The sequence below is a fragment of the Streptomyces lienomycini genome (genome assembly GCF_027947595.1).
Lineage (GTDB): Bacteria > Actinomycetota > Actinomycetes > Streptomycetales > Streptomycetaceae > Streptomyces > Streptomyces lienomycini.
The window spans coordinates 2,181,124-2,203,047 of the sequence record NZ_CP116257.1; the positions used below are offsets into that span (position 1 = coordinate 2,181,124).

General features: G+C 73.7%; 18 protein-coding genes. 3 read left to right on the forward strand and 15 right to left on the reverse strand.

Going from position 1 to position 21,924, the window contains the following annotated elements:
- Positions 1 to 101 precede the first annotated feature (101 nt).
- Entirely contained in the window at positions 102 to 1,613 is a 1,512-nt protein-coding gene (locus BJ961_RS09920) for an amino acid permease (RefSeq protein ID WP_271320949.1), read from the forward strand.
- Between the two features lie 69 nt (positions 1,614 to 1,682).
- On the opposite strand, the gene BJ961_RS09925 is transcribed toward BJ961_RS09920, so the two are convergent.
- Positions 1,683 to 2,060 carry a PIN domain-containing protein gene (locus BJ961_RS09925; RefSeq protein WP_271320950.1) on the reverse strand — a complete coding sequence of 126 codons (378 nt, stop codon included), beginning with the start codon at positions 2,058 to 2,060 and terminating at the stop codon, positions 1,683 to 1,685.
- Positions 2,061 to 2,124: 64 nt separating this feature from the next.
- Here BJ961_RS09925 and BJ961_RS09930 point away from each other — a divergent pair, with 64 nt between their 5' ends.
- Positions 2,125 to 3,144: a hypothetical protein gene (locus BJ961_RS09930; protein WP_271320951.1), complete on the forward strand. Its 1,020-nt coding sequence runs from the start codon at positions 2,125 to 2,127 to the stop codon at positions 3,142 to 3,144.
- Positions 3,145 to 3,279: 135 nt separating this feature from the next.
- On the opposite strand, the gene BJ961_RS09935 is transcribed toward BJ961_RS09930, so the two are convergent.
- The 5 genes from BJ961_RS09935 to BJ961_RS09955 form a co-directional block, all read right to left on the reverse strand.
- Positions 3,280 to 5,409, reverse strand: a complete 2,130-nt coding sequence (locus BJ961_RS09935; protein ID WP_271320952.1) for a 3-hydroxyacyl-CoA dehydrogenase NAD-binding domain-containing protein — start codon at positions 5,407 to 5,409, stop codon at positions 3,280 to 3,282.
- The gene (locus BJ961_RS09940; RefSeq protein ID WP_271320953.1) at positions 5,406 to 6,623 is read right to left on the reverse strand and encodes a thiolase family protein; all 1,218 of its coding nucleotides are present in this window, start codon (positions 6,621 to 6,623) and stop codon (positions 5,406 to 5,408) included. Before BJ961_RS09940 ends, BJ961_RS09935 begins: the two co-directional genes overlap by 4 nt.
- Positions 6,624 to 6,841: 218 nt before the next feature.
- A complete protein-coding gene (locus BJ961_RS09945; RefSeq protein ID WP_271320954.1) occupies positions 6,842 to 8,128 on the reverse strand; it encodes a ribonuclease D in 1,287 nt (428 codons plus the stop codon).
- 162 nt (positions 8,129 to 8,290) lie between these two features.
- Complete coding sequence (locus tag BJ961_RS09950; RefSeq protein ID WP_059298226.1) at positions 8,291 to 8,953, reverse strand: helix-turn-helix transcriptional regulator; 663 nt, start codon at positions 8,951 to 8,953, stop codon at positions 8,291 to 8,293.
- Positions 8,954 to 9,244: 291 nt separating this feature from the next.
- Positions 9,245 to 9,922, reverse strand: coding sequence for a DUF3000 domain-containing protein (locus BJ961_RS09955; RefSeq protein ID WP_271320955.1), 678 nt, complete (start codon positions 9,920 to 9,922; stop codon positions 9,245 to 9,247).
- A gap of 151 nt (positions 9,923 to 10,073) precedes the next feature.
- Between BJ961_RS09955 and hemE the strand changes: the two genes are divergently transcribed.
- On the forward strand, positions 10,074 to 11,141 hold the full coding sequence (gene hemE, locus BJ961_RS09960; protein ID WP_271320956.1) for a uroporphyrinogen decarboxylase: 1,068 nt from the start codon (positions 10,074 to 10,076) through the stop codon (positions 11,139 to 11,141).
- A 4-nt stretch (positions 11,142 to 11,145) separates the two neighbouring features.
- On the opposite strand, the gene BJ961_RS09965 is transcribed toward hemE, so the two are convergent.
- The 9 genes from BJ961_RS09965 to BJ961_RS10005 all read right to left on the reverse strand — a co-directional run bounded on the left by BJ961_RS09965 (position 11,146) and on the right by BJ961_RS10005 (position 21,882).
- Positions 11,146 to 11,985, reverse strand: a complete 840-nt coding sequence (locus BJ961_RS09965; protein ID WP_271320957.1) for an ABC transporter permease — start codon at positions 11,983 to 11,985, stop codon at positions 11,146 to 11,148.
- Between the two features lie 5 nt (positions 11,986 to 11,990).
- The gene (locus BJ961_RS09970; protein ID WP_271320958.1) at positions 11,991 to 12,830 is read right to left on the reverse strand and encodes an ABC transporter permease; all 840 of its coding nucleotides are present in this window, start codon (positions 12,828 to 12,830) and stop codon (positions 11,991 to 11,993) included.
- Positions 12,827 to 13,852, reverse strand: coding sequence for an ABC transporter ATP-binding protein (locus tag BJ961_RS09975; protein WP_271320959.1), 1,026 nt, complete (start codon positions 13,850 to 13,852; stop codon positions 12,827 to 12,829). Before BJ961_RS09975 ends, BJ961_RS09970 begins: the two co-directional genes overlap by 4 nt.
- Positions 13,849 to 14,943, reverse strand: coding sequence for a hypothetical protein (locus BJ961_RS09980; RefSeq protein WP_271320960.1), 1,095 nt, complete (start codon positions 14,941 to 14,943; stop codon positions 13,849 to 13,851). Before BJ961_RS09980 ends, BJ961_RS09975 begins: the two co-directional genes overlap by 4 nt.
- A 113-nt stretch (positions 14,944 to 15,056) precedes the next feature.
- The gene (locus BJ961_RS09985) at positions 15,057 to 15,257 is read right to left on the reverse strand and encodes a hypothetical protein (protein WP_271320961.1); all 201 of its coding nucleotides are present in this window, start codon (positions 15,255 to 15,257) and stop codon (positions 15,057 to 15,059) included.
- A 1,337-nt stretch (positions 15,258 to 16,594) separates the two neighbouring features.
- Complete coding sequence (locus BJ961_RS09990) at positions 16,595 to 19,027, reverse strand: pyridoxal-dependent decarboxylase (protein WP_271320962.1); 2,433 nt, start codon at positions 19,025 to 19,027, stop codon at positions 16,595 to 16,597.
- A 1-nt stretch (position 19,028) separates the two neighbouring features.
- Complete coding sequence (locus tag BJ961_RS09995; protein WP_271320963.1) at positions 19,029 to 19,700, reverse strand: class I SAM-dependent methyltransferase; 672 nt, start codon at positions 19,698 to 19,700, stop codon at positions 19,029 to 19,031.
- Entirely contained in the window at positions 19,697 to 20,800 is a 1,104-nt protein-coding gene (locus BJ961_RS10000) for a GHMP family kinase ATP-binding protein (RefSeq protein ID WP_271320964.1), read from the reverse strand. The genes BJ961_RS09995 and BJ961_RS10000 overlap by 4 nt, the downstream gene beginning before the upstream one ends.
- Positions 20,801 to 20,805: 5 nt before the next feature.
- Positions 20,806 to 21,882: a monodechloroaminopyrrolnitrin synthase PrnB family protein gene (locus BJ961_RS10005; protein ID WP_271320965.1), complete on the reverse strand. Its 1,077-nt coding sequence runs from the start codon at positions 21,880 to 21,882 to the stop codon at positions 20,806 to 20,808.
- Positions 21,883 to 21,924: the final 42 nt, after the last annotated feature.

A 21,924-nucleotide genomic window follows, 5' to 3' on the forward strand; every position in this document is an offset into this window, starting at 1 on the left:
AGTGGTGGAACCGGCCCATCCGCGTGAAATCGGCCACGCCGGGGCATACGCAGTACGCCCCCTCTCGATCATGTCGAGGACGACAAGCGTGGGAGGTCCCCGTGAGCAACACCCTGTTCAGGACGAAGAAGATCGAGCAGTCCATCCGTGACACGGAGGAACCGGAGCACGCGCTCAGGAAATCCCTGTCGGCGCTGGACCTGACCGTCTTCGGGATCGGCGTCGTCATCGGCACCGGCATCTTCGTACTGACCGGCACCGTCGCCAAGGACAACGCCGGGCCCGCCACCGCCCTGGCGTTCGTCGTCGCCGGAGTCGTCTGTGCGCTCGCCGCGCTGTGCTACGCCGAGTTCGCCTCCACCGTCCCGGTGGCCGGCTCCGCGTACACCTTCTCCTACGCCTCGCTGGGCGAACTGCCCGCCTGGATCATCGGCTGGGACCTGGTCCTGGAGTTCGCGCTCGGCACGGCGGTGGTGGCCGTCGGCTGGTCGGGCTACATCCGCTCACTGATGGACAACGCGGGCTGGCACATGCCCGCGTCGCTCGGCGGCAGGGACGGCGCCGACGGGTTCGGCTTCGACATCCTCGCCGCGGCCCTGGTGCTGGTGCTCACCGCCGTCCTCGTGCTCGGCATGAAGCTGTCGGCGCGGATCACCTCGCTCGTCGTCGCCATCAAGGTGGCCGTCGTCCTCGTGGTGATCATCGCGGGCGCCTTCTTCGTCAAGAGCGCCAACTACGACCCCTTCATCCCGAAGTCGCAGCCCGTCGAGGCGGGCGGGGGACTGCACTCACCACTGGTCCAGCTGATGTTCGGCTGGGCGCCGTCCAACTTCGGCGTGATGGGCATCTTCACCGCCGCCTCCGTCGTCTTCTTCGCCTTCATCGGCTTCGACATCGTCGCCACCGCCGCCGAGGAGACCAGGAACCCGCAGCGCGACATGCCCCGCGGCATCCTCGGCTCCCTGATCATCTGCACCCTCCTGTACGTCGGCGTCTCCATCGTCGTCACCGGCATGCAGCACTACACCAAGCTGTCCGTGGACGCCCCGCTCGCCGACGCGTTCAAGGCCACCGGGCACCCCTTCTTCTCCGGCGTGATCAGCTTCGGCGCCGCGGTCGGCCTGACGACGGTCTGCATGATCCTGCTGCTCGGCCAGAGCCGGGTGTTCTTCGCCATGAGCCGCGACGGACTGCTGCCCCGCTTCTTCTCCCACGTCCACCCGAAGTTCCGCACCCCCTACCGGCCGACCATCCTGCTCGGCGTCGTCATCGCGATCGTCGCCGGCTTCACCAGCCTGAGCGAACTGGCCGAACTGGTGAACATCGGCACGCTCTTCGCCTTCGTCGTCGTCGCGATCAGCGTGATCATCCTGCGCCGGACCCGCCCCGACCTGCCCCGTGCCTTCCGCACCCCGCTGGTCCCGCTGCTGCCCATCGTCTCCGTGGCCGCCTCGCTGTGGCTGATGCTGAACCTGCCCGCCGAGACCTGGGTCCGATTCGGCATCTGGATGGCGATCGGCTTCGTCGTGTACTTCCTCTACGGCCGCACCCACAGCCGCCTGGCCCAGGACGACAAGGCCCCGGCGTCCCCGGCCGGGCCGTCCGGCCCCTAGCGCCCCCGGCTCACCGCGCCGAGGCTCCGCGCTTCCGACAGCGCGGGGCCCCGGCGGGCGGGCGGGCCCTCACGCGGGCCGTACCGTCCTCGGCCCCGCGACCTCGGCGCCCAGCTCCGCCACCCGGCGGCGCAGCTCGCGGTCGGCCGTCACGACCAGGACGGGGCGGTCACCGGCGGCCCCGGCGACCAGACCGACCATGTGGTCGTCCCCGCTGCCGGGCGCGGACTCCACCCGTACGCCGGGAACGGACTCCACGCCGCGGGCCGCGCCCTCGACGACGAGCACGACCTCCACCGGTCCGGCCCGCCCCGGCACCCCGTCCGCCGCCAGCCGGTCCCGCAGCCGCTCCGCGGCCCCGCGCCGGTCCCGCCACCAGCCGTCGGGCACCGAGCCGACGACGTTCGCGGCGTCGACGACCACCAGGAGAGAGGCACTGTCCTTCATGGGGTCAGGGTCCCACGCCCACCCCGCCGCGGCGGCCCACACCGCGGCGACATAATCTGATCACGTGATCGGTGAGTGGCTCGTACGCGGTCGTGACGACCGCCTCAGCGCCTACCACGTGTCACCTGAGGCGGCTTGGTGCCGCACCGAGTCGGCACCGGGCGGTTCCTGGGGTGCCGCGCGCACCGTGGGCGGCGACAAGCGGCTCGATCCGGTCCTCGCGCTCGGCCAGGGCCCGGACAGGTATGTGCACCTGGTCTCCTGGCGGCCCATGGGACCCGGCCGGTCGCAGCTCGTGCACTCCGTCCACTTCCGTCCCCTGCTGGCCCCGCTGGACTGGGCCGACATGGGCCGTCCGGGCGGCGTGGGCGACCGCACCGGCACGCCGGCGGTCGCCGTCGACGGTCAGGGCCGGGCCCACGTCTTCGCGCCGGACGACGGCGGCGGGCTCCGTGTGCGGGCGCAGGGCCAGAAGGGCGGCTGGGGCCCCTGGCAGGACCTGGAGGGGGCGGCTGACCCCCGGGGTGGTCCGGTCGCGGCGACGGACGCGAGCGGGGGCGTGCAGGCGTACGCCTCCGGTCCCGACACGCTCATGCACTGGCGTCAGGCGGGCGTCGGCAAGGCGTTCGGCGCGCTCAGGTCGGTGCGGGCGCGGGCCCGTCCGGACACACTGAGCGTGCTGCGCACGTCGGAGGAGGACACCAGCCTGTTCTTCGTCGACACCTCCGGCGACCTGTGTGTCTGGCGCCCCGGCGGTGAGCCGTTCGCGCTGCTGCCCGCGGCGGGGCCCGGTCCGGTCGCCGCCGTCCGCTGCCGTATCGAGGGCTACGACTGCACGCTCCTGGCCCAGCGCTCCTTCTCCGGCCGGGTCGCCTTCGCCGCCTATCCCACCGAACAGGAGTCGGCGGGGGCGTGGTGGACCGAGTCGGGGCCCCCGCTGCCCGAGGACGCCGAGGTCTCCCTCGCCCTGGACGCCGAGGACCGGGTGGTCGCGGCGACGCTGTCCCCCTCGACGGGCCGGCTGCTGCTCAGCCGCCTCAAGGACGAGCCGGGGCTGGCGCTCACGGCCTGGCAGGAGTACTGAGACCAGACGGTACGGAACGGAGCGGCGGTCCGGACCGCTCCGGCTGCTGTCCCGGCCCCGTAAACACGTCCGCCCCCGCCGCTGCGGACAGCGACAGGGGCGGAGCGGGGTGCGGGACCGGAGCGGTCCGCCAGGTTACGCCGGTACCGAAGCCGCCCCGGGCGCCAGGAACCGCTTCCCGTTCACCCGCTCGGCGACGCCCTCGCGGTCCAGGTACGGCGTGATGCCGCCCAGGTGGAAGGGCCAGCCGGCGCCGGTGATCAGGCAGAGGTCGATGTCCTGGGCCTCGGCGACGACGCCCTCGTCGAGCATCAGGCCGATCTCCTGGGCCACCGCGTCCAGCACGCGGTCGCGGACCTGCTCCTCGGTCAGGACGGTGTCGCCCTGCTTGAGGAGCGCGGCGACCTCCGGGTCCAGCTCGGGCTTGCCGCTGTCGTACGTGTAGAAGCCGCGCTTGCCCGCCTCGACGACCGCCTTGAGGTTCGGGGAGACCGTGAAGCGCTCGGGGAAGGCCCGGTTGAGGGTCTCGGAGACGTGCAGGCCGATGGCCGGGCCGACCAGTTCCAGGAGGACCAGCGGGGACATCGGCAGGCCGAGGGGCTCCACCGCCTTCTCCGCGACCGGCACCGGGGTGCCCTCGTCGATGACGTTCTGGATCTCGCCCATGAAGCGGGTGAGGATGCGGTTGACCACGAACGCCGGGGCGTCCTTGACCAGGACCGCGGTCTTCTTCAGCTTCCTGGCGACGCCGAACGCCGTGGCCAGCGAGGCCTCGTCGGTCTGCTCGCCGCGGACGATCTCCAGCAGGGGGAGGATCGCGACCGGGTTGAAGAAGTGGAAGCCGACGACCCGCTCGGGGTGCTTCAGCTTCGACGCCATCTCGGAGACGGACAGGGAGGAGGTGTTCGTCGCGAGGATCGCGTGCGCCGGGGCGACCGCCTCGACCTCCGCGAACACCTTCTGCTTGACGCCCATCTCCTCGAAGACGGCCTCGATGACGAAGTCGGCGTCCGCGAAGCCCTCGGCCTTGTCCAGGACGCCGGAGACCAGGCCCTTCAGCCGGTTCGCCTTGTCCTGGTCGACGCGGCCCTTGCCGAGCAGCTTGTCGATCTCGGCGTGGACGTAACCCACGCCCTTGTCGACGCGCTCCTGGTCGATGTCCGTGAGGACGACCGGGACCTCCAGGCGGCGCAGGAAGAGCAGCGCGAGCTGGGAGGCCATCAGGCCGGCACCGACGACGCCCACCTTGGTGACCGGGCGGGCCAGCGACTTGTCCGGGGCACCGGCGGGGCGCTTGGCGCGCTTCTGCACCAGGTTGAAGGCGTAGATGCCGGAGCGCAGTTCGCCGCCCATGATCAGGTCGGCGAGGGCCCGGTCCTCGGCGTCGTAGCCCTGCTGGAGGTCGCCGTTCTTGGCGGCGGCGATGATGTCCAGCGCGCGGTAGGCGGCCGGGGCGGCGCCGTGCACCTTGCCGTCGGCGACGAAGCGGCCCCTGGCGACGGCCCGGTCCCAGGCCTCGCCGCGGTCGATCACCGGACGCTCGACGGTGATCTCGCCCTTGAGGACGGACGCCGTCCAGATCAGCGACTGCTCCAGGAAGTCCGCGCCCTCGAAGATCGCGTCAGCGATGCCGAGTTCGAAGACCTGCGCGCCCTTGAGCTGCCGGTTCTGGTTGAGGCTGTTCTCGATGATCACCGAGACGGCCTTGTCGGCGCCGATCAGGTTCGGCAGCAGCGTGCAGCCGCCCCAGCCGGGAACCAGGCCGAGGAAGACCTCGGGGAGGGAGAACGCCGGGAGGGCCGCCGACACCGTGCGGTAGGTGCAGTGCAGGCCGATCTCGACGCCGCCGCCCATGGCCGCGCCGTTGTAGTACGCGAAGGACGGCACCGCGAGGTTCGCCAGGCGCTTGAGGACGTCGTGGCCGCCCTTGCCGATGGCCAGCGCGTCCTCGTGCCGCTTCAGCAGCTCGACGCCCTTGAGGTCGGCGCCGACCGCGAAGATGAACGGCTTGCCGGTGACGCCGACACCGACGATGTCGCCGTCCGCGGCCTCCTTCTCGACCTGGTCGATCGCGGCGTCGATGTTCGCCAGCGACTGCGGGCCGAGCGTGGTCGGCTTGGTGTGGTCGTGGCCGTTGTCCAGGGTGATGAGGGCGAAACGGCCGACACCCGACGGGAGGTCGAAGTGGCGCACGTGCGCCCGCGTGACGACCTCGCCGGGGAACAGCTCGGCCGCACCCTTCAGCAGCTCTGCGGTGGTGCTCACTTGTCCCCCTCGAAGTGCGGGTTCTCCCAGATGACCGTCGCGCCCATGCCGAAGCCGACGCACATGGTGGTCAGGCCGTAGCGGACGTGCGGCTGTTCCTCGAACTGGCGGGCCAGCTGCGTCATCAGGCGGACGCCGGAGGAGGCCAGCGGGTGGCCGAAGGCGATGGCGCCGCCGTACTGGTTGACGCGCGCGTCGTCGTCGGCGATGCCGTAGTGCTCCAGGAAGGCGAGGACCTGGACGGCGAAGGCCTCGTTGATCTCGAACAGGCCGATGTCGGAGATCGACAGCCCGGCCTGGGCCAGGGCCTTCTCCGTGGCCGGGATCGGACCGTAGCCCATGACCTCCGGCTCCACGCCCGCGAAGGAGTACGCGACCAGGCGCATCTTGACCGGCAGGTTGTTCTCGCGGGCGAAGTCCTCGCTCGCGATGAGGGAGGCGGTGGCGCCGTCGTTCAGACCGGCCGCGTTGCCCGCGGTGACCCGGCCGTGCACGCGGAACGGCGTCTTCAGACCCGCCAGGTTCTCCAGCGTGGTGCCCGGACGCATCGGCTCGTCGGCGGTGACCAGGCCCCAGCCCGTCTCGCCCGCCTCCTCGTTGGTGCGGCGCACCGAGACCGGCACCAGGTCGGCCTGGATCTGGCCGCCTGCGTAGGCCTTGGCGGCCTTCTCCTGCGAGCGCACGGCGTACTCGTCGGCGCGCTGCTTGGTGATCGACGGGTAGCGGTCGTGCAGGTTCTCCGCCGTCATGCCCATGAACAGGGCGGACTCGTCGACCAGCTTCTCGCTGACGAACCGCGGGTTCGGGTCCACGCCCTCGCCCATCGGGTGACGGCCCATGTGCTCGACACCGCCCGCGATCGCGACGTCGTACGCGCCGAAGGCGACGGAGCCGGCCACGGTGGTGACGGCGGTCAGGGCGCCCGCGCACATGCGGTCGATGGAGTAGCCCGGGACCGAGGTGGGCAGGCCCGCCAGGATGCCGGCGGTGCGGCCGATGGTCAGGCCCTGGTCGCCGATCTGCGTGGTCGCGGCGACGGCGACCTCGTCGATCTTCTTGGGGTCGAGACCGGGGTTGCGGCGCAGCAGCTCCCGGATCGCCTTCACGACCAGGTCGTCGGCGCGGGTCTCGTGGTAGATGCCCTTCGGGCCCGCCTTGCCGAACGGGGTGCGGACGCCGTCGACGAAGACGACGTCCCTGACGGTACGAGGCACGATGGCTCTCCTCCAGGGTGCGGGATGGCACTGCTGCGGCGCGCATGCACTGAGCGCGCGCTCAGCCCCATGCTACTTATGAGTAACGTAGCTGCCCAGTCCCCCCGGCGGGAGCGGCGAAGGTCACACCGTCCGTCACACCACCGGAGCACCGCGCGGCCCGGCGTCCGTCCGGCCGCCCGTCCCGGGACGCGACCGGAACCCGCCCGCCGCCCGCGCTACGGCGTGTCCTGGAGCAGCGCCGCCACCAGTACCGGTGTCACCTGCTCCACCTGCCAGGGCCGGGCCCCGTGTCCGGCGAGGGCCGCGCTCACGGACTCGGCGTCGACCGTCGCGGGCGGCTCCCAGCAGACCCGGCGCACGGTGTCCGGCGTGATCAGGTTCTCCTGCGGCATGCCCAGCCGCTCGGCCAGCGCCGTCACCGCCGCGCGTGCCGCGGCCAGCCGGGCCGCGGCGGCCGGGTCCTTGTCGGCCCAGGCCCGCGGCGGCGGAGGGCCGGTCACCGGCTGGCCGGGCTGCGGCAACTGCGACTCGGACAGCGCCCTGGCCCGGTCGACCGAGACCTGCCACTGCTCGATCTGACGGCGGTTCACCCGCCCGAACCCGTGCAGCGCGGCCAGGGCGTGCGCGTTGGGCGGCAGCGCGAGCGCGGCCTCGACGATCGCCGAGTCCCCGAGCACCTTGCCGGGGGAGACGTCACGGCGCTGCGCGATCCGGTCCCGGGTCTGCCACAGCTCCCGCACCACGGCGAGCTGCCGGCGCCGGCGCACCTTGTGCATGCCGGACGTACGGCGCCACGGGTCCTTGCGCGGCTCGGGCGGCGGCGCCGAGGCGATGGCGTGGAACTCCTGCCGGGCCCACTCCAGCTTGCCCTGCCGGTCCAGCTCCTTCTCCAGGGCGTCCCGCAGGTCGACCAGCAGCTCGACGTCGAGCGCGGCGTAGCGCAGCCAGGGCTCGGGCAGCGGGCGGGTGGACCAGTCGACGGCCGAGTGGCCCTTCTCCAGGACGAAGCCCAGGACGTTCTCCACCATCGCGCCGAGGCCGACGCGCGGGAACCCGGCGAGCCGTCCGGCCAGCTCGGTGTCGAAGATGCGGGTGGGCACCATCCCTATTTCGCGCAGGCACGGCAGGTCCTGGGTGGCGGCGTGCAGCACCCACTCCGCGTCGGCGATCGCCGTGCCGAGCCCGGACAGGTCCGGACAGGCCACCGGGTCGATCAGCGCGGTCCCGGCGCCCTCGCGGCGCAGCTGCACCAAGTACGCGCGCTGGCCGTAGCGATACCCCGAGGCGCGCTCGGCGTCCACGGCGACGGGGCCGGTCCCGGCGGCGAAGGCCGCGGTCACCTCGGCGAGGGCGTCCGCGTCGGCGATCACCGGCGGAACGCCCTCGCGTGGTTCGAGCAAGGGGATCGGCGCCTGACCCGCAGAAGATCCGGCGTCGTCCGGAGGGGCGCCTCCGGTGGTTCGCAGTGGACGGTCTGCTGCGGTTTCGTGGGCGTCGGTCACCTGTCAAGGGTATCGGTGGATCGACGGCGCCCGCCGACGGAACGTTCCGTCGGCGGGCGCCGGGGGTCGTAAACCAGTCAGGTCAGTGAAAGATCGGCTTCACAGGGCGTCGTTCAGGGGTGGGGAGCGGGGAGTGGGAGTGGAGAGCGGGGGCGGTCGGTGTCAGTGGATGATGCCCGTGCGCAGGGCCACCGCGACCATCCCGGCGCGGTCGCCCGTGCCGAGCTTGCGGGCGATGCGGGCGAGATGGCTCTTGACGGTCAGGGCGGACAGGCCCATCGAGACGCCGATCGCCTTGTTCGACTGGCCTTCCGCGACCAGCCGCAGCACCTCCACCTCGCGGCCGGAGAGCTCGCGGTAGCCGCCCGGGTGGCTCGGGGCGCCCGGGGGGCGGCGGTGCAGACGGGCGGCGGCGGCGCCGATGGGGGCGGCGCCCGGCCGGGTGGGGAGCCCGACGTTGGTGCGGGTGCCGGTGACGACGTAGCCCTTCACACCGCCGGCGAGGGCGTTGCGTACGGCGCCGATGTCGTCGGCGGCGGACAGGGCGAGCCCGTTGGGCCAGCCCGCGGCGCGGGTCTCCGACAGCAGGGTCAGGCCGGAGCCGTCGGGGAGGTGTACTTCCGCGACGCAGATGTCGCGGGGGTTGCCGATGCGGGGACGAGCCTCCGCGACGGACGAGGCCTCGATGACGTCGCGCACACCGAGCGCCCACAGGTGGCGGGTGACGGTGGAACGGACGCGCTGATCGGCCACGACGACCATGGCGGTCGGCTTGTTCGGGCGGTAGGCGACCAGGCTTGCAGGCTGCTCGAGGAGAACGGACACCAGGCCTCCTGGGGTGCGGGGACGGGGCCGGCTCATGGGGGCGAAGCCGGGATGAACCGTGCTTTCAAGGTCACAGTCGTCTTCGGCACCGAACGCGTCCGCCTTTAGAGAATGATCACGATCTGGTGAGTAACAATCCGAGCAATTCGGACACGCTGTCGATCATTCGAAGATCGAACGGTTTCGCACTTTGTCGATACGAGCCCGAAAGTGGCCGTGTCGACAAAGTGACGGAACCTGCTCCGGGCATGCGGACACCCCGGTCGGAGCCGTGAAGGGAAACGGGTGGGATCAGCGCGACTGCGGGCCGCGACGCTGCGGCAGCGTGACGATCGACGCGTCGCCCGGCGCGGCCGGCGGCAGGCCCGCGACCTGCGCCAGCAGATCGCACCACGAGGACAGGTGCGCCGCGGTGTCCGGGACGCCGCCGAGGCCCTCGCGCGGCGTCCAGGACGCGCGGATCTCGATCTGCGAGGCGGCCGGGCGGGCCGACAGCCCCCCGAAGTAGTGGGAACTCGCGCGGGTGACCGTGCCGCTGGGCTCGCCGTACGTGAGCCCGCGCGCCTGGAGCGCGCCGGTCAGCCAGGACCAGCACACGTCCGGCAGCAGCGGGTCCGCGGCCATCTCCGGTTCCAGCTCGGCGCGCACCAGCGTCACCAGCCGGAAGGTCCCGTGCCAGGCGTCGTGCCCGGCCGGCTCGTGCAGCAGCACCAGCCGACCGTCCGCCAGATCCTCGTCGCCGTCGACGACCGCGGCCTCGAGCGCGTACGCGTGCGGGGCGAGCCGCTGCGGTGCGCGGGTCGCCTCCACCTCGATCTGCGGCCGCAGCCGCGCGGCCCGCAGTGCCTCGACGGCGGCCGTGAAGGCCGGCGGTGCCGTACTCCCCCTGTGCCGGGCCTCTTCCTCGGTCCCCTTCGCCTCGTCCATTCCGCCAGCGCCGTCCGACAGTCGTCCCTGAGCCGCAGCCATGCGGGGAACATTAAGCGGAACGGCGGCTCGGCGCAGGGAGGGACACCCGCGTGCGGGCGCGATGTCCGGATCACGCGGTCCCGCGGGGGCGCGCGGGAGCCGCCCCACCCGAGGCCCGGAGCCGTCCCGGGGACATGCGAGACTTGCCGGTGTGAGTGCCAACCAGAGCCCCGCGGGCCAGCAGCCGACCGCCACGTACGACTCCGCGTTCCTGAGGGCGTGCAGGCGTGAGCCGGTGCCGCACACCCCCGTGTGGTTCATGCGGCAGGCCGGGCGCTCCCTGCCGGAGTACCTGAAGGCGCGCGAGGGCATCCCGATGCTCGAGTCCTGCATGCGGCCGGAACTGGTCGCCGAGATCACCCTCCAGCCGGTGCGCCGGCACGGGGTGGACGCGGCGATCTACTTCAGCGACATCGTGGTCCCGCTCAAGGCCATCGGCATCGACCTCGACATCAAGCCGGGCGTCGGCCCGGTCATCGCCGAACCGATCCGCACCCGCGCGGACCTGGCGCGGCTGCGCGACCTCACCCCCGAGGACGTCACCTACGTCACCGAGGCGTTCGGCCTGCTCACCCGCGAGCTGGGCGCCACCCCGCTGATCGGCTTTGCGGGGGCGCCGTTCACCCTCGCGAGCTACCTCGTGGAGGGCGGCCCGTCCCGCAACCACGAGCACACCAAGGCCCTCATGTACGGCGATCCGCAGCTGTGGGCCGACCTCCTGGACCGGCTCGCCGGCATCACGGCCGCCTTCCTCCAGGTGCAGATCGAGGCGGGCGCGAGCGCCGTCCAGCTCTTCGACTCCTGGGTCGGCGCGCTGTCGCCCGCGGACTACCGCCGCTCGGTGCTGCCCGCCTCCCGCAAGGTCTTCGACGCCGTCTCCGGGTACGGCGTGCCGCGCATCCACTTCGGCGTCGGCACCGGTGAACTGCTCGGCCTGCTCGGCGAGGCCGGCGCGGACGTCGTCGGCGTCGACTGGCGCGTCCCGCTGGACGAGGCCGCCCGCCGCGTCGGCCCCGGCAAGGCGCTCCAGGGCAACCTGGACCCGGCCGTCCTCTTCGCCGGGCGCGAGGCGGTCGAGACCAAGACCCGCGAGATCCTGGACGCGGCGGCGGGCCTGGAGGGCCACGTCTTCAACCTCGGCCACGGCGTCCTGCCGACCACCGACCCGGACGCGCTGACCCGCCTCGTGGAGTACGTCCACACGCAGACCGCGCGCTGATCCCTCAGCCGTTGCGGGCGTACCAGGCCAGACACCCGCGCCACAGCGCCAGCCCGGACAGCAGCACCACCACGGCGACCAGCGGCGACAGGTACACCAGGACGGGGGAGACCGGGACCGTGTCGGCGTGGCCCGTCAGCCACGCCGCCGGGTAGTACCCGGCGAACGCGATCGGCACCCCGAAGGTGAACGCGCCCTGGAGCGCCACCGGGAACACGCTCAGCGGGTAGTTGCCGAAGTTGCCCGCCGTGTTGTCCAACCAGAAGAACAGGGACTCGCTGCCCCGGAACCTCAGCACCAGACCGGCGATGTGCAGGTTGAGCCCGAGTTCGATCACGGTGGCGGCGACGACCGCCACGGCCAGGAAACCCAGCGCGGCGGGCGACCACGCGACGTCCAGCAGGGACAGGCAGACGCCGAGCGAGGCGCCGGCCACCACCAGGTCGCCCAGCGCGTTGATGGGCGCCTCGTAGGTGAAGACCTGGAGCAGCACCGGTGCCGGCCGGGTGCGGAAGGCCTCGAAGCGGCCCTCCCGCAGCAGGTGCGGGATCAGTCCGAGATTGCCGAAGAACAGCATGTACAGGCCGTGCCCCAGCATCCGGATGCTGCTGATCAGGAGGATCTCGCCGAGGTCCCAGCCCGCCAGGGACGGGAACCGGCTGAAAATCACCGCTGCGAAGAGCAGCACCGTGATCTGGAAGGTCACCCCGTTGGCGACGGCCATCGCGAAGTCCGCGCGGTTGGCGAGTTGGCTGCGCAGACCGGCCCGCATGATCACGGCGGCCAGCCGCAGCCGGCCCACCCGGTGCGCCGCGGACGGCGGTGCGGCGGTGTCGGAGGTCATCGGCGTCACCCTCCCAGGACGAGCAGTCGGCGGGCGGCACGCCGCCACATCACGCGGCTCAGCCCGGCCAGCAGCACGCACCACAGGGCCTGTTCGGCCAGGTACGGCCAGCAGTCCGCCACGCCGATCCGCCCGGTGTACAGGGAGACGGGCACGTTGATGGTCGCCGCGAAGGGCAGGTGTGCGGCGACGGCCCGGAACCCGTCGGGGAAGAACCACAGCGGGACCAGCCCGCCCGACAGCAGCAACTGGGCGAAGGCCACCAGCCGGTTCACACCGAAGCTCGTGATGGTCCAGAAGCTGGTCAGATCGACCAGCAGGCCGATCTGGTAGAAGACGACCTGGCCCAGTCCGTAGGCGAGGACGGTCACCGAGGCGGCGGCCGCGGACGGCGGCACCGCGACCAGGCCGCACACCACCCCCACGGCCAGGCCGACGAGCAGCCAGGCCGTGGCGTACAGGCTCTCCCCGAGACCGCGCCAGGCGCAGTAGCGGCGGGCGGAGAGCGGGCGGACGAACCAGAACACCACCGAACCGTCGCGGATCTTGCTCTGCGCGGTCTCCTGCGAGGCACCCTCCATGATCACCCGGCCGGTGCCCATCAGCGTGGCCAGCACCGAGTAGGTGATGGCCTGGTCCACGTCCAGGCCGACCACCTCGCCGCCGCTCTCGCGGTACAGCGCCCGCCACAGCAGGACGTACAGGAAGACCTGGGTGACGATCACGAAGGCGGTCGCCGCCAGCCGCGGGCGGTAGGCCCACTCGGTGCGCGGGACCAGGAGGACGAGCCGGTGGGCGCGCGAGGTGGGTCGCGCCGCCGGACCGGGCCGGTCCAGGACGCTCATCCGCCGGCCCCCGGTACCGCGGCCCGCTGCTGCCGTGCGCCCGCGTGCAGGGCCCGCAGGACGTCCTCCGCGGTCGCCCCCTCGTACCGGACCGAGCGGACCGGATGGACGGCGAGCAGTTCGGCGGTCACCCGGGCCCGGTCCGCACCCGGCAGCGGCCTGACCCGCACGCTCGGCCCCTCCACGGAGACGACCTCGGCCGTCAGCAGGTCCAGGTGCGGCGGCGGCGTCTCGAACTCGACCAGGAACGCGGACTCCGTCCCGGCGACGGACAGCCGGTCGCGGGGGCCGTCGTGGACGACCCGGCCGCGGTCGATGACGACGATGCGGCCGCACAGCGCCTCCACTTCCGCCATGTCGTGCGTCGTCAGCACCACGCAGTGGTCCCCGGTGGCGGCCAGCCGCGACAGCAGCTCCCGCACCTGGTCCTTCACCAGCACGTCCAGCCCGATGGTGGGCTCGTCCAGGAAGAGCACCCGGGGCCGGTGCAGCAGCGCGGCGGCCAGATCGCACCGCACCCGCTGACCGAGCGACAGGAACCGCACCGGGGTGTCCCAGAAGTCCGACAGCGAGAGGACGTCGTCGAGTTCGGCCAGCGCACGGCGCCAGGCGTCCTGCGGCAGCCCGTGGATGTCGCGCAGGACGGAGAACGAGTCCCGGGCGGGGAGGTCCCACCACAGCTGGGTGCGCTGCCCGAAGGTGACGCCCATGTTCCGGGCGTTGGCCTCCCGGTCGGCGTACGGGTCGAGACCGCACACGCGGACGGTGCCCGCCTCCGGGAGCAGCAGGCCCGTCATCAGCTTGATCAGCGTCGACTTGCCGGCGCCGTTCTGCCCCAGCAGCCCGACGAACTCGCCCTGCCCGATGCGCAGCCCCACGTCGCTCAGGGCGACCGCGCGGCCGGCCCGCCGCCGCCGCAACGGCCGGCGGACGCTCCACGCCTCGGCCCGGTCCCAGGTGCGGAAGGTCTTGGTGACACCTGCCACGTCGATGACGGGCGGCGCGTGCCCCGGAGTACTCACGAGCCGCTCCCCGCCGCCTCCGCGTCCGCGGCGCCCCGCAGCACGGCCGCCGTCACCAGCGGGTACAGCAGCTCGCCCACCCGGGGCAGCCACCGCACCGGGACGACCCGGCGCAGCGCCCCCGGCGCCAGCGTGGCCAGCGCCTCCCGGACCGCCGGACGCCCGAGGTCCGGGAAGCCGCCGAGGTCCCGGGTCACCACGCCCAGGGCGTACGCGGTGGTCCACACCTCGGCGAGCAGCACGTCGCTGACCCGGTCGTGGATCGACTCCCGGTGCGGGACGCTCTCCAGCGCCGTGCGCAGCGACGCCACGACCCGCTCCCGTGCGATGCCCCGCGCCTCCAGCGCCTCCTCGGCCGGCACCCGGCGCCAGCCGTCCGGACTCGCCGGGTCGCGCAGGTAGACCACGGCCAGCTGCTCCCACCAGCAGAAGTACGGCACGGCGCGCATCGCGGGCAGGACGGAACCCGCGGGGTCGCCGGTGGTGGCGAGGCAGGCGGCGCTGCGCGGCCCCATCACGTCGTTGCCGACCAGGCTCGGCGGGTTGGCGTGGTCGACCGGGCCGGCCACCGGAACGACCCGGTCGACGTCGTGCAGGTAGTCGAGCAGAGTGACGTCGTCGGTCGCGTCGGGCGCGGCCTTCGCGGTGGCGTACTCCTCGAAGCCCCGGGCCAGTTCCGCGGGCAGCACCAGCGCGACGGACGGCAGGTAGTCGTCCACCACGGGGGCCCAGGCGTGGCCGAGCAGGGCCGCGGCACGGACCGCGTTGGCGGTGCGTGAACCCCACTCGGTGAACAGGCTCACGGAGTCCCCCGGACGGGCGGCGGCCAGCGCGGCGACGGTGTCGGCGAAGTGCGGGGAGAGCACGGCGTCGTCCTGGAGCACCAGATGGTGCGTGGCGTCGGCGGGTACCGAGCGCCAGGCCAGGCGCGCGGTACGCAGCGCCGACGGCGGTCCCTGCGGCTCCGGGTCGGTGACGACCCGTGCGGCGAGGGCGGGATGCGCCCGCCCCAGCGCCTCGGCCGCGGCCCGTCGCCGGGGGTGGGCCATGATCACGGTGGACAGACGGACGTCGGAACGGTGCGGTGTCATCCTCGGGTCTTTCTCGCGGGGCCTCGGGGAACGAGGGGCATGGGGGTGTGGGGGGTACGGGGGAGCAGGGGGACGGGTGCGGGGCGGGGCCGCGGCCGGAGGGGACGTGGCGGTCACCGCTCCGTCTTGCCGAGCACCAGCGGCCCGCCGCGCAGCAGACGGGCCACGTGCCGGACCGGGCCCGCCCAGTGCAGCAGCGGCTGGCACAGGAACGCCAGGCCGAGGACGAAGGGCGAGGGGCCGTCGGGGGTTCGGCGCGGGCGTCGGCGCCGCGGTGCCCGGCCAGCCAGTGCCGGGCCCGCCGCACGCACCACCAGGCGTGCAGCACCGTGTAGGCGCACGCCGCCGCGGCCCAGGCCAGTAGCGGGCCGTGGGCGCCGCGCACGACCAGCGTGCCCGCCGCGGCCAGTACCACCGCCGGGCCGGCGAACCACCACAGGGTGTCCAGGCCCTCCTTGACCAGCACCACGGTGTTGCGGAGCCGGAACGCGCGCAGCACCGGATCGGTCAGCAGCCGTCGGCACCCGGCGAGCGAACCGTGCGCCACCAGCGCGTACGCCTTGCCGAGCGCCGCCGTCCCGGAGTACCGGTCGACCAGGTTGAACACGGGAAGCACCTCCATCACCGCGCCCGCCGAGGAGAGTTTGTAGCCGACGAGCAGATCGTCGACGGGCTCCTCGTACATGCCGATGGCCACCAGGGTGTCGTGCCGCACGAACAGGCCGGAGCCGATCCCGTACACCACCGGTTCGGCCACGGCCGTCACGCGCGCCGGCAGCCGCGCGGCCCGCAGGCGGCGCCGGGCCAGGATGCGGTGCGCCTCGACACCCGCCCGGCGGCGCAGGTCGGCCAGGGCGTGGGCCCGCAGCAGGACGTCCGCGGCGCCGGGGCGTGCCGCGTGCGGGCGCCGCAGCTGGAGCGGAAGCTGCTGGACCAGGTCGGGCGCGGGGCCGCCGCCGTCCGGGGACACGGCGGCGGCCAGATGCGTCAGGGTGTCCAGATCGGGCTGCGCGTCGGCGTCGTACAGCCCGACGTAGGTGAACGAGGGGGTGGCGTCCGGCGGCAGCAGGTCCGCGAGCCGTTCCACCGCGTGCACGAGCTGGCTGCTCTTGGCGCCCTCGTCCGGGTAGTGCAGGTGGTGCAGGCCCACCCCGGGATGCTCCGCCGCGACCTCGGGCAGCAGCGCCGAGGCGACCTCGCGGGTGGTGGGGACGGCGTCGAGTTCGGCACGCAGGGTGCCCGCCGGGTCGGCGGAGGCACGGGTGCGGCGCGCGGCCTCGGCCGCCAGGCCGGAGGGCACCACCCCGGCCAGCCGGGCCGCCGCGTCCCGCGCCCCGCTCGCGACGAGGTCCGCGGCGAGGGCGGCCGCCCGGTCCAGCACCGCCCGCCGCTCCCGCTCCTCGCGTTCCGTGGTGACGACGACCACGTGCAACAGGCCCGGGGATACGGCAGTCCCGCCGCGGCCCGCACCACCTCGCCGAGCAACTCCTGTTCGCGCAGGGCCGGTACCAGCAGCACGACGTGCGGTGCGGCCCGCGGCGGCGGGGCCGGTCGCCGCCGCCGGTCCAGGGCGCGGGCCGCGACGGCCGCGCGGACGCTCAGCAGCGCCCCCACAGCAGCACGCCCCACAGCACGGCGAGAGCGGCCACGGTCATGTCCGCTCCGTCCGGCCGGCCACCTCGTCCGGCACGGACAGGCGCCGCTGCCCGCCCCGGGCGAGGGCCGCCTCCCGCAGCGGGCCGAGCCGCGGATGCAGGCGCGCGGCCCACGCCACCACCTCGGCCGGGTCGAGCGTCTCCGGTTCGCCCACCGCGATGCCCGGCAGCAGGCCGGGCAGCCGCGCGCCCAGGCCGAGCGGCACCGTGAAGGCGGCGGTGCCCGGCCCGCCGACCGCGGTGAGCCGCACGCTCAGGGCACCGCCGGAGACCGACGGCGTCACGCGCACCAGGTCCAGCAGCGCGGATCGGGCGAGCAACGGCCCCTCCGAGCCGGACGGGACGGGCCCCGCGGCCGGCCACCGCGCCTCGTGCCGCCGGCCCGCGGTCATGTCGACGACCGTGTCGAAGAAGCGGTTGGGGAACCGGCGGTACTGCCCGCGCAGCAGATGGCGACGGCGCGGCAGCGCGGGGTCGGCGTGCCGGGCCACGCGGGTGATCCGGGGGACCGCGTCGTCGTCCGTCAGCCGCAGCCTCAACTCCAGCGAGGTGTCCAGGGAGAAGGAGTAGTCGTCCCCGTCGCGGCGCACACTGCGCGCGTCCTTGCCGATCTTCACCACGACGTGGTCGGCGAAGACCTGGACCTCGTCGTTGTACCGGCGGTCGCCGTACTTGTACTCCACGGACCGCAGGGTGCCGTCCGCGTGGAAGTTGGCGAGGACGACCGGCCGGTCCGGGGTACGGGGCTCCGGACCGAAGACGGCGAAGTGGGCGGCGCCGACCAGCGAGAGCTTCTGCTGGTTGCGGTCGAGCACCTCCAGCGAGTACCGCCCGGGATCGGTCACGCCGAACAACTCGTTCGCGAACGGCGCCTCCAGGTCGGGCGCGTAGACGTACAGACCCGTGGGGCTGCCGTCGTCGCCGGTCCACGGGCGGGCGGCCAGCTGCTCGCCGAGCCCGGCCCGGTCCTGGAAGGTGTGGAAGGAGTAGGCGTGCGGATGGTCGTCCGGGTCGCGGCGGCCCGGCGGATGAACCACCAGGTGCCGCAGGCAGACACTGCTGCGCCGCAGGTCCCGCAGCTCGGCCGCGGGGGCCGCGGGGGCGGCCGGGGCGTCCCGCCGGGGGGTGCGCGCGGCGTCGGCGAGCGAGCCGGCGAGCGCGGCGGCGAAGCCGTCCACCTGGGCCGGGGTCAGGTGCGGCATGGCGTAGAAGTGGTGGAACAGCCGGTCCCCGGTCGAGCCGTCCGGGGCCGTCCACGGCAGCGTGTTGCCCACCAGCCGGTAGCGTTCGGCCAGTTCGGCGGGCAGTCTGCCGTCGCCGTGGGAGAAACCGGCGACGACCACCGTGTTGCCGGGGGAGGGCAGGACCACGGCGTCCGGGTCGGCGGCGCGGATCGCGTCGGCCAGCCGGTCGCGCACGCGCAGACAGTCCCGGAACACCTCCCGGTAGCCGTCCGCGGCCAGCCCGAAGACCAGCGACCACAGGGCCGCGGCCATCGCGCCGGAACGCGAACCACTGATCGTCTCGTCGACGAAGCCCGACATCGGCGCCGGCACCGCACCGTGGCCCAGCAGGCCCTTGCGGCACAGGAAGACCCCGCAGCTGTACGGCATCAGCCCGGACTTGTGCGGGTCGAGCACGATCGAGTGGACGTACGGACTGCGGAAGTCGAAGGGCACCTCGGGTGCGGTGAACGGCAGGATCATGCCGCCGTGCGCCGCGTCGACGTGGTGGAAGACGCTCAGGTTGCCGCCGCCCGCCGCCCGCCCGGCCAGTACGCCCGCGATGGCGTCCACCGGGTCGACCAGGCCGGTGTTGTAGTACCCGGCGGTGGACACGACGACGACACCGGTGCGGGCGTCCGCGCCGGTCTCCGCGGCGAGGGCGTCCAGCGCGGCGTCCACGGCCCCGGCCTCCAGCAGCCAGGAGGGGCCGGCCGGGCACAGCCGCAGTTCCAGGTCGAGGATCTCGGCCGCCTTGGCCACCGAGTGGTGGGTGAGCGCCGACGCGAGGACGACGACCCGTCCGGCGCCCGCCGCGCGCAGGGCGTTGCGGCCGACGCGCAGACCGGCGAGGGTGCCCTCGTTGGCGCCGCCGGTGAGGTAGCCGTCGGCGGCGTCGGCGTGCAGCAGGCCGGCGAGTGCCAGGACCGCCTCCCGCTCCAGCCGCCGGGTACCGCGGACGCCGTCGCCGAAGCGGGTGTGGACGCCCACGTTGTTGGGATTGCGCTCGGCGAAGCGCCCGAACGCGTCCAGTGCCAGGGCGTGCGGCGCCGTCATGGCGAACCCCAGCCGCACCGGGTCGTCGGGGGCGTGCCAGCCGGGCACCTCGGCCAGGCGCGCGTCCAGCACCCGCGCCAGCTCGGGGCCCGGCAGCGGGACGTCCGGGAAGGCGTCGGTCTCGGTCGAACCGTCCTCCAGGTCGGCCACGTCAGTCCTCCTCCCTGCGCAGCACGCAGCGCAGCACCGCGCGCGGCCCGACGTCGAGGTCGCGGACGTAGCTGTGCGTCCCGCCCTCGGGACGCAACCCGGCCCCGGCGAACGCGTCGAGGATCGCGGCGTCGGACAGCAGGGTCATGGGCACGTCGTCGGGCAGCAGGTACCGGCCGTCTCCGGAGCCCGCGCGCAGCCGCGGGTCCAGGGTCTGGGAGGTGAAGGTGTTCAGCGCGAGCCGCCCGCCCGGCCGCAGGACCCGGCGGATCTCGCGGACGGCCGTCCCCCACTGGACCCGGTCGACGGCGTTGTGCAGGACGCCGTAGCAGACCACCAGGGCGAAGATGCCGTCGTCGGCCGGGATCGCGTGGGCGGCGCCCTGCCGCACCGTGACCCGCCCGGACGGGTACCCGGCGGTCCGGGCGCGGGTCGCCTCGACCATGCCGTCGTGCAGGTCCACGGCGAGGACGTCGAATCCCCGCTCCAGCAGGGCCACGGTGCCCCGGCCGCCGCCGCAGCCCAGGTCGAGGGCCGGACCGTCGACGGGGACGCGGCGGAGCAGGTCGGTGAGGTAGGGCCGGGCGTGCAGGGAGCGGAACTCCGCGACGGTGTCCGGGGCGTTCCAGTAGGCGGCGGCCCGGTCGGCGGCCGTCCTCGCGTCGGTGGTCATCGCACTGACTCCGTCTCCTCGTAGGTGCCGTTGTGCGGTCGGGCGTGGACGACGTCCATGTCCAGCTCCGCGAAGCGGCCGGCGCAGCGGTCCGGGTCGTCGGTGAGGGCGAAGAAGGCCGGGCCGACGGACGACAGGGCGAGCACCGTCGCCGCCTTCTCGTGCCACAGCGACTCCACCTCGCCGGCCAGTGCGGTCAGGCCGGGGTGCGAGAAGGAGCAGTTCTCGATGCTGCCCATCCGGAACCGGTAGTCGAAGACCAGCGAGCCGAGCGGGGCCAGGTCGCCGCGCAGGGCGGCGGGCATGGCCTCGTGCAGCATCCGGAACGCGATGGTGGGCGACCAGCGTTCGCCGGTGGCCCGGAACCGGTCGAAGTGGGCGACCTCGGCGGCCATCAGCTCGTCGGTGGGGCGCTCCTCCAGGGCCCGCGGGACTCCGATGACCAGGGACAGGTGATCGGGCACGGGAGCGGACAGCACGACGGTGCTCCGTCCGGCCACGACCTGCACCCCGCCCGGGTAGAGGCCGGAGGCGGCCGAGCCGCCGATGCACTGCACGGGGGTGAGCAGACCGGGCCGGCTGCCGTGCTCCTCACCGTGGTTGCCGGTGAGGTACGGCAGCAGGTCGGCACGGTCCACCGGGCAGCCGTACAGGTGGTTGACGGTGGCGGCGACGGCCGCGATGAGGCTGCTGCTGGAGCCGAACCCGGCGTGCACGGGCAGCGGGTCGCTGTCGACGCCGATCGCCAGGTCGGGCTCCACACCGAGGGCCGCACACATGATGAGGGCCGCGTGTGTGACCAGTTCGGGCCTGCGCACGCCGGGGTCCAGGAGCAGCCCGGCCCCCGGTTCCCGGCGGCGCACGTGGACGTGGTGGTGGCGGGCGACGGAGAAGACGACCTCTCCGGCGTCGTAGATCAGGTGGTTGTCGCCCGCGATCGCCCCGGGTTGCAGGGCCATGGCGTTCAGCCGGGTGGGGTAGCGCACGCGCACCTCGTCGGCGGCCGGGCGCACCGGGCCCGGGGGCGCGGCGAGGGGATGGTGGACGGTTCCGGGGGTGAAGGGCGCGAACACGGGGGCCGCGGGTGGGGTGGAGGCCATGGGGGTCACTTCTCCGGGGTCGCGCCGGCCGAGGCGCCGGACAGGAGCTGGTGCCGGGCGAGGGTCAGCTCCGCCAGGTGGTCGAGGGAGTCGGTGGTGTAGCCGCCGCTGCCGAGGGAGCCGTCCGGGCGGATGTTCATGTTGGCCTTGGCGAGTTGCAGGTGGGGCAGGCGGAAACGGAGCAGCTCCCGCATGAGCGCCCGCAGTCCGTCGAGCGTGCGTGCGGCGGCGGGGCCGGCGGTGGAGCGTCCGGCCTCGTCCACCAGCCGGGGGAGCAGGGGGCGGTGGCGGCGGGCCAGGTCGCTCGCCGCGCGGTAGGCGGCGGGCAGGTAGGGCAGGTTCTCGCGCAGGTACCCCTCGTACCACTCCTCCCGGGGGTCGCCGGGCTCCGGCCGGATCAGCAGGATGTCGACGAGCAGCGGCGTCATCTGGGCCCCGCCCGGCGCGTAGAGCACCTGGCCGCCGACGGTCATGGGCGGGAAGTAGGGGCGCAGTTCGCCCGAGAACGTCTGCGGGGTGATGGCCCGTTTCACCGCCAGCAGCGACTGGGCGAAGACGGTGAACCCCCGGGTGGCCTCGGCCAGCAGCTCCGCCACCACGGGGTCGTCCGCGGTCAGCGCGAGCGCGTCGAGCAGCGCGTCGACGGCGGGACGCAGGGCGACTCCCGCGGTGCGCACCTCCCGGATGAACAGGGCCTCCTCGGGCAGTTCGGTGAAGGAGCGCACGGCGTTCTCGGGGTTGCGCAGGGCGTAGGTGTAGACGCTGTCGCGCGGCACCTCCCCGGTGCGGGCGCCCAGCCGCAGCAGGTTCTCCTCCGCGCCGGGCACGCTGCGGAGGTCGACTCCGTGGCGTTCGAGCGAGGCGAGGGCGAAGCCGAGGTCGCGCAGGGCGGCTCCGGCGGTGACGGTGTCGCGGACGTTCGCCGCGACCCGGTCGTTCCAGGTGCGGGCGAGGCGGTCGAGGCCGGTGACGTCCCCGGCTCTGTTGAGGGCGGGCAGCCGCGGCGCGTCGCGGGCGGCGTCGAGGGGGTCGGAACCGGCCACGAGGCGGTCCAGTTCACGCATGGGTGAGGCGAGCAGCACGGAAATCGCAGTCTCCTGGTGGGGTGAGAGCGCGGTTCGACG

Bases quoted from the DNA above. Each gene is read 5' to 3' on its own strand.
- BJ961_RS09980 (WP_271320960.1), bottom strand. From the start codon at position 14,943: ATGACACCGCACCGTTCCGACGTCCGTCTGTCCACCGTGATCATGGCC.
- BJ961_RS09995 (WP_271320963.1), bottom strand. From the start codon at position 19,700: ATGACCACCGACGCGAGGACGGCCGCCGACCGGGCCGCCGCCTACTGG.
- BJ961_RS09965 (WP_271320957.1), bottom strand. From the start codon at position 11,985: ATGACCTCCGACACCGCCGCACCGCCGTCCGCGGCGCACCGGGTGGGC.
- BJ961_RS10000 (WP_271320964.1), bottom strand. From the start codon at position 20,800: ATGGCCTCCACCCCACCCGCGGCCCCCGTGTTCGCGCCCTTCACCCCC.
- BJ961_RS09970 (WP_271320958.1), bottom strand. From the start codon at position 12,830: ATGAGCGTCCTGGACCGGCCCGGTCCGGCGGCGCGACCCACCTCGCGC.
- BJ961_RS09925 (WP_271320950.1), bottom strand. From the start codon at position 2,060: ATGAAGGACAGTGCCTCTCTCCTGGTGGTCGTCGACGCCGCGAACGTC.
- BJ961_RS09955 (WP_271320955.1), bottom strand. From the start codon at position 9,922: ATGGCTGCGGCTCAGGGACGACTGTCGGACGGCGCTGGCGGAATGGAC.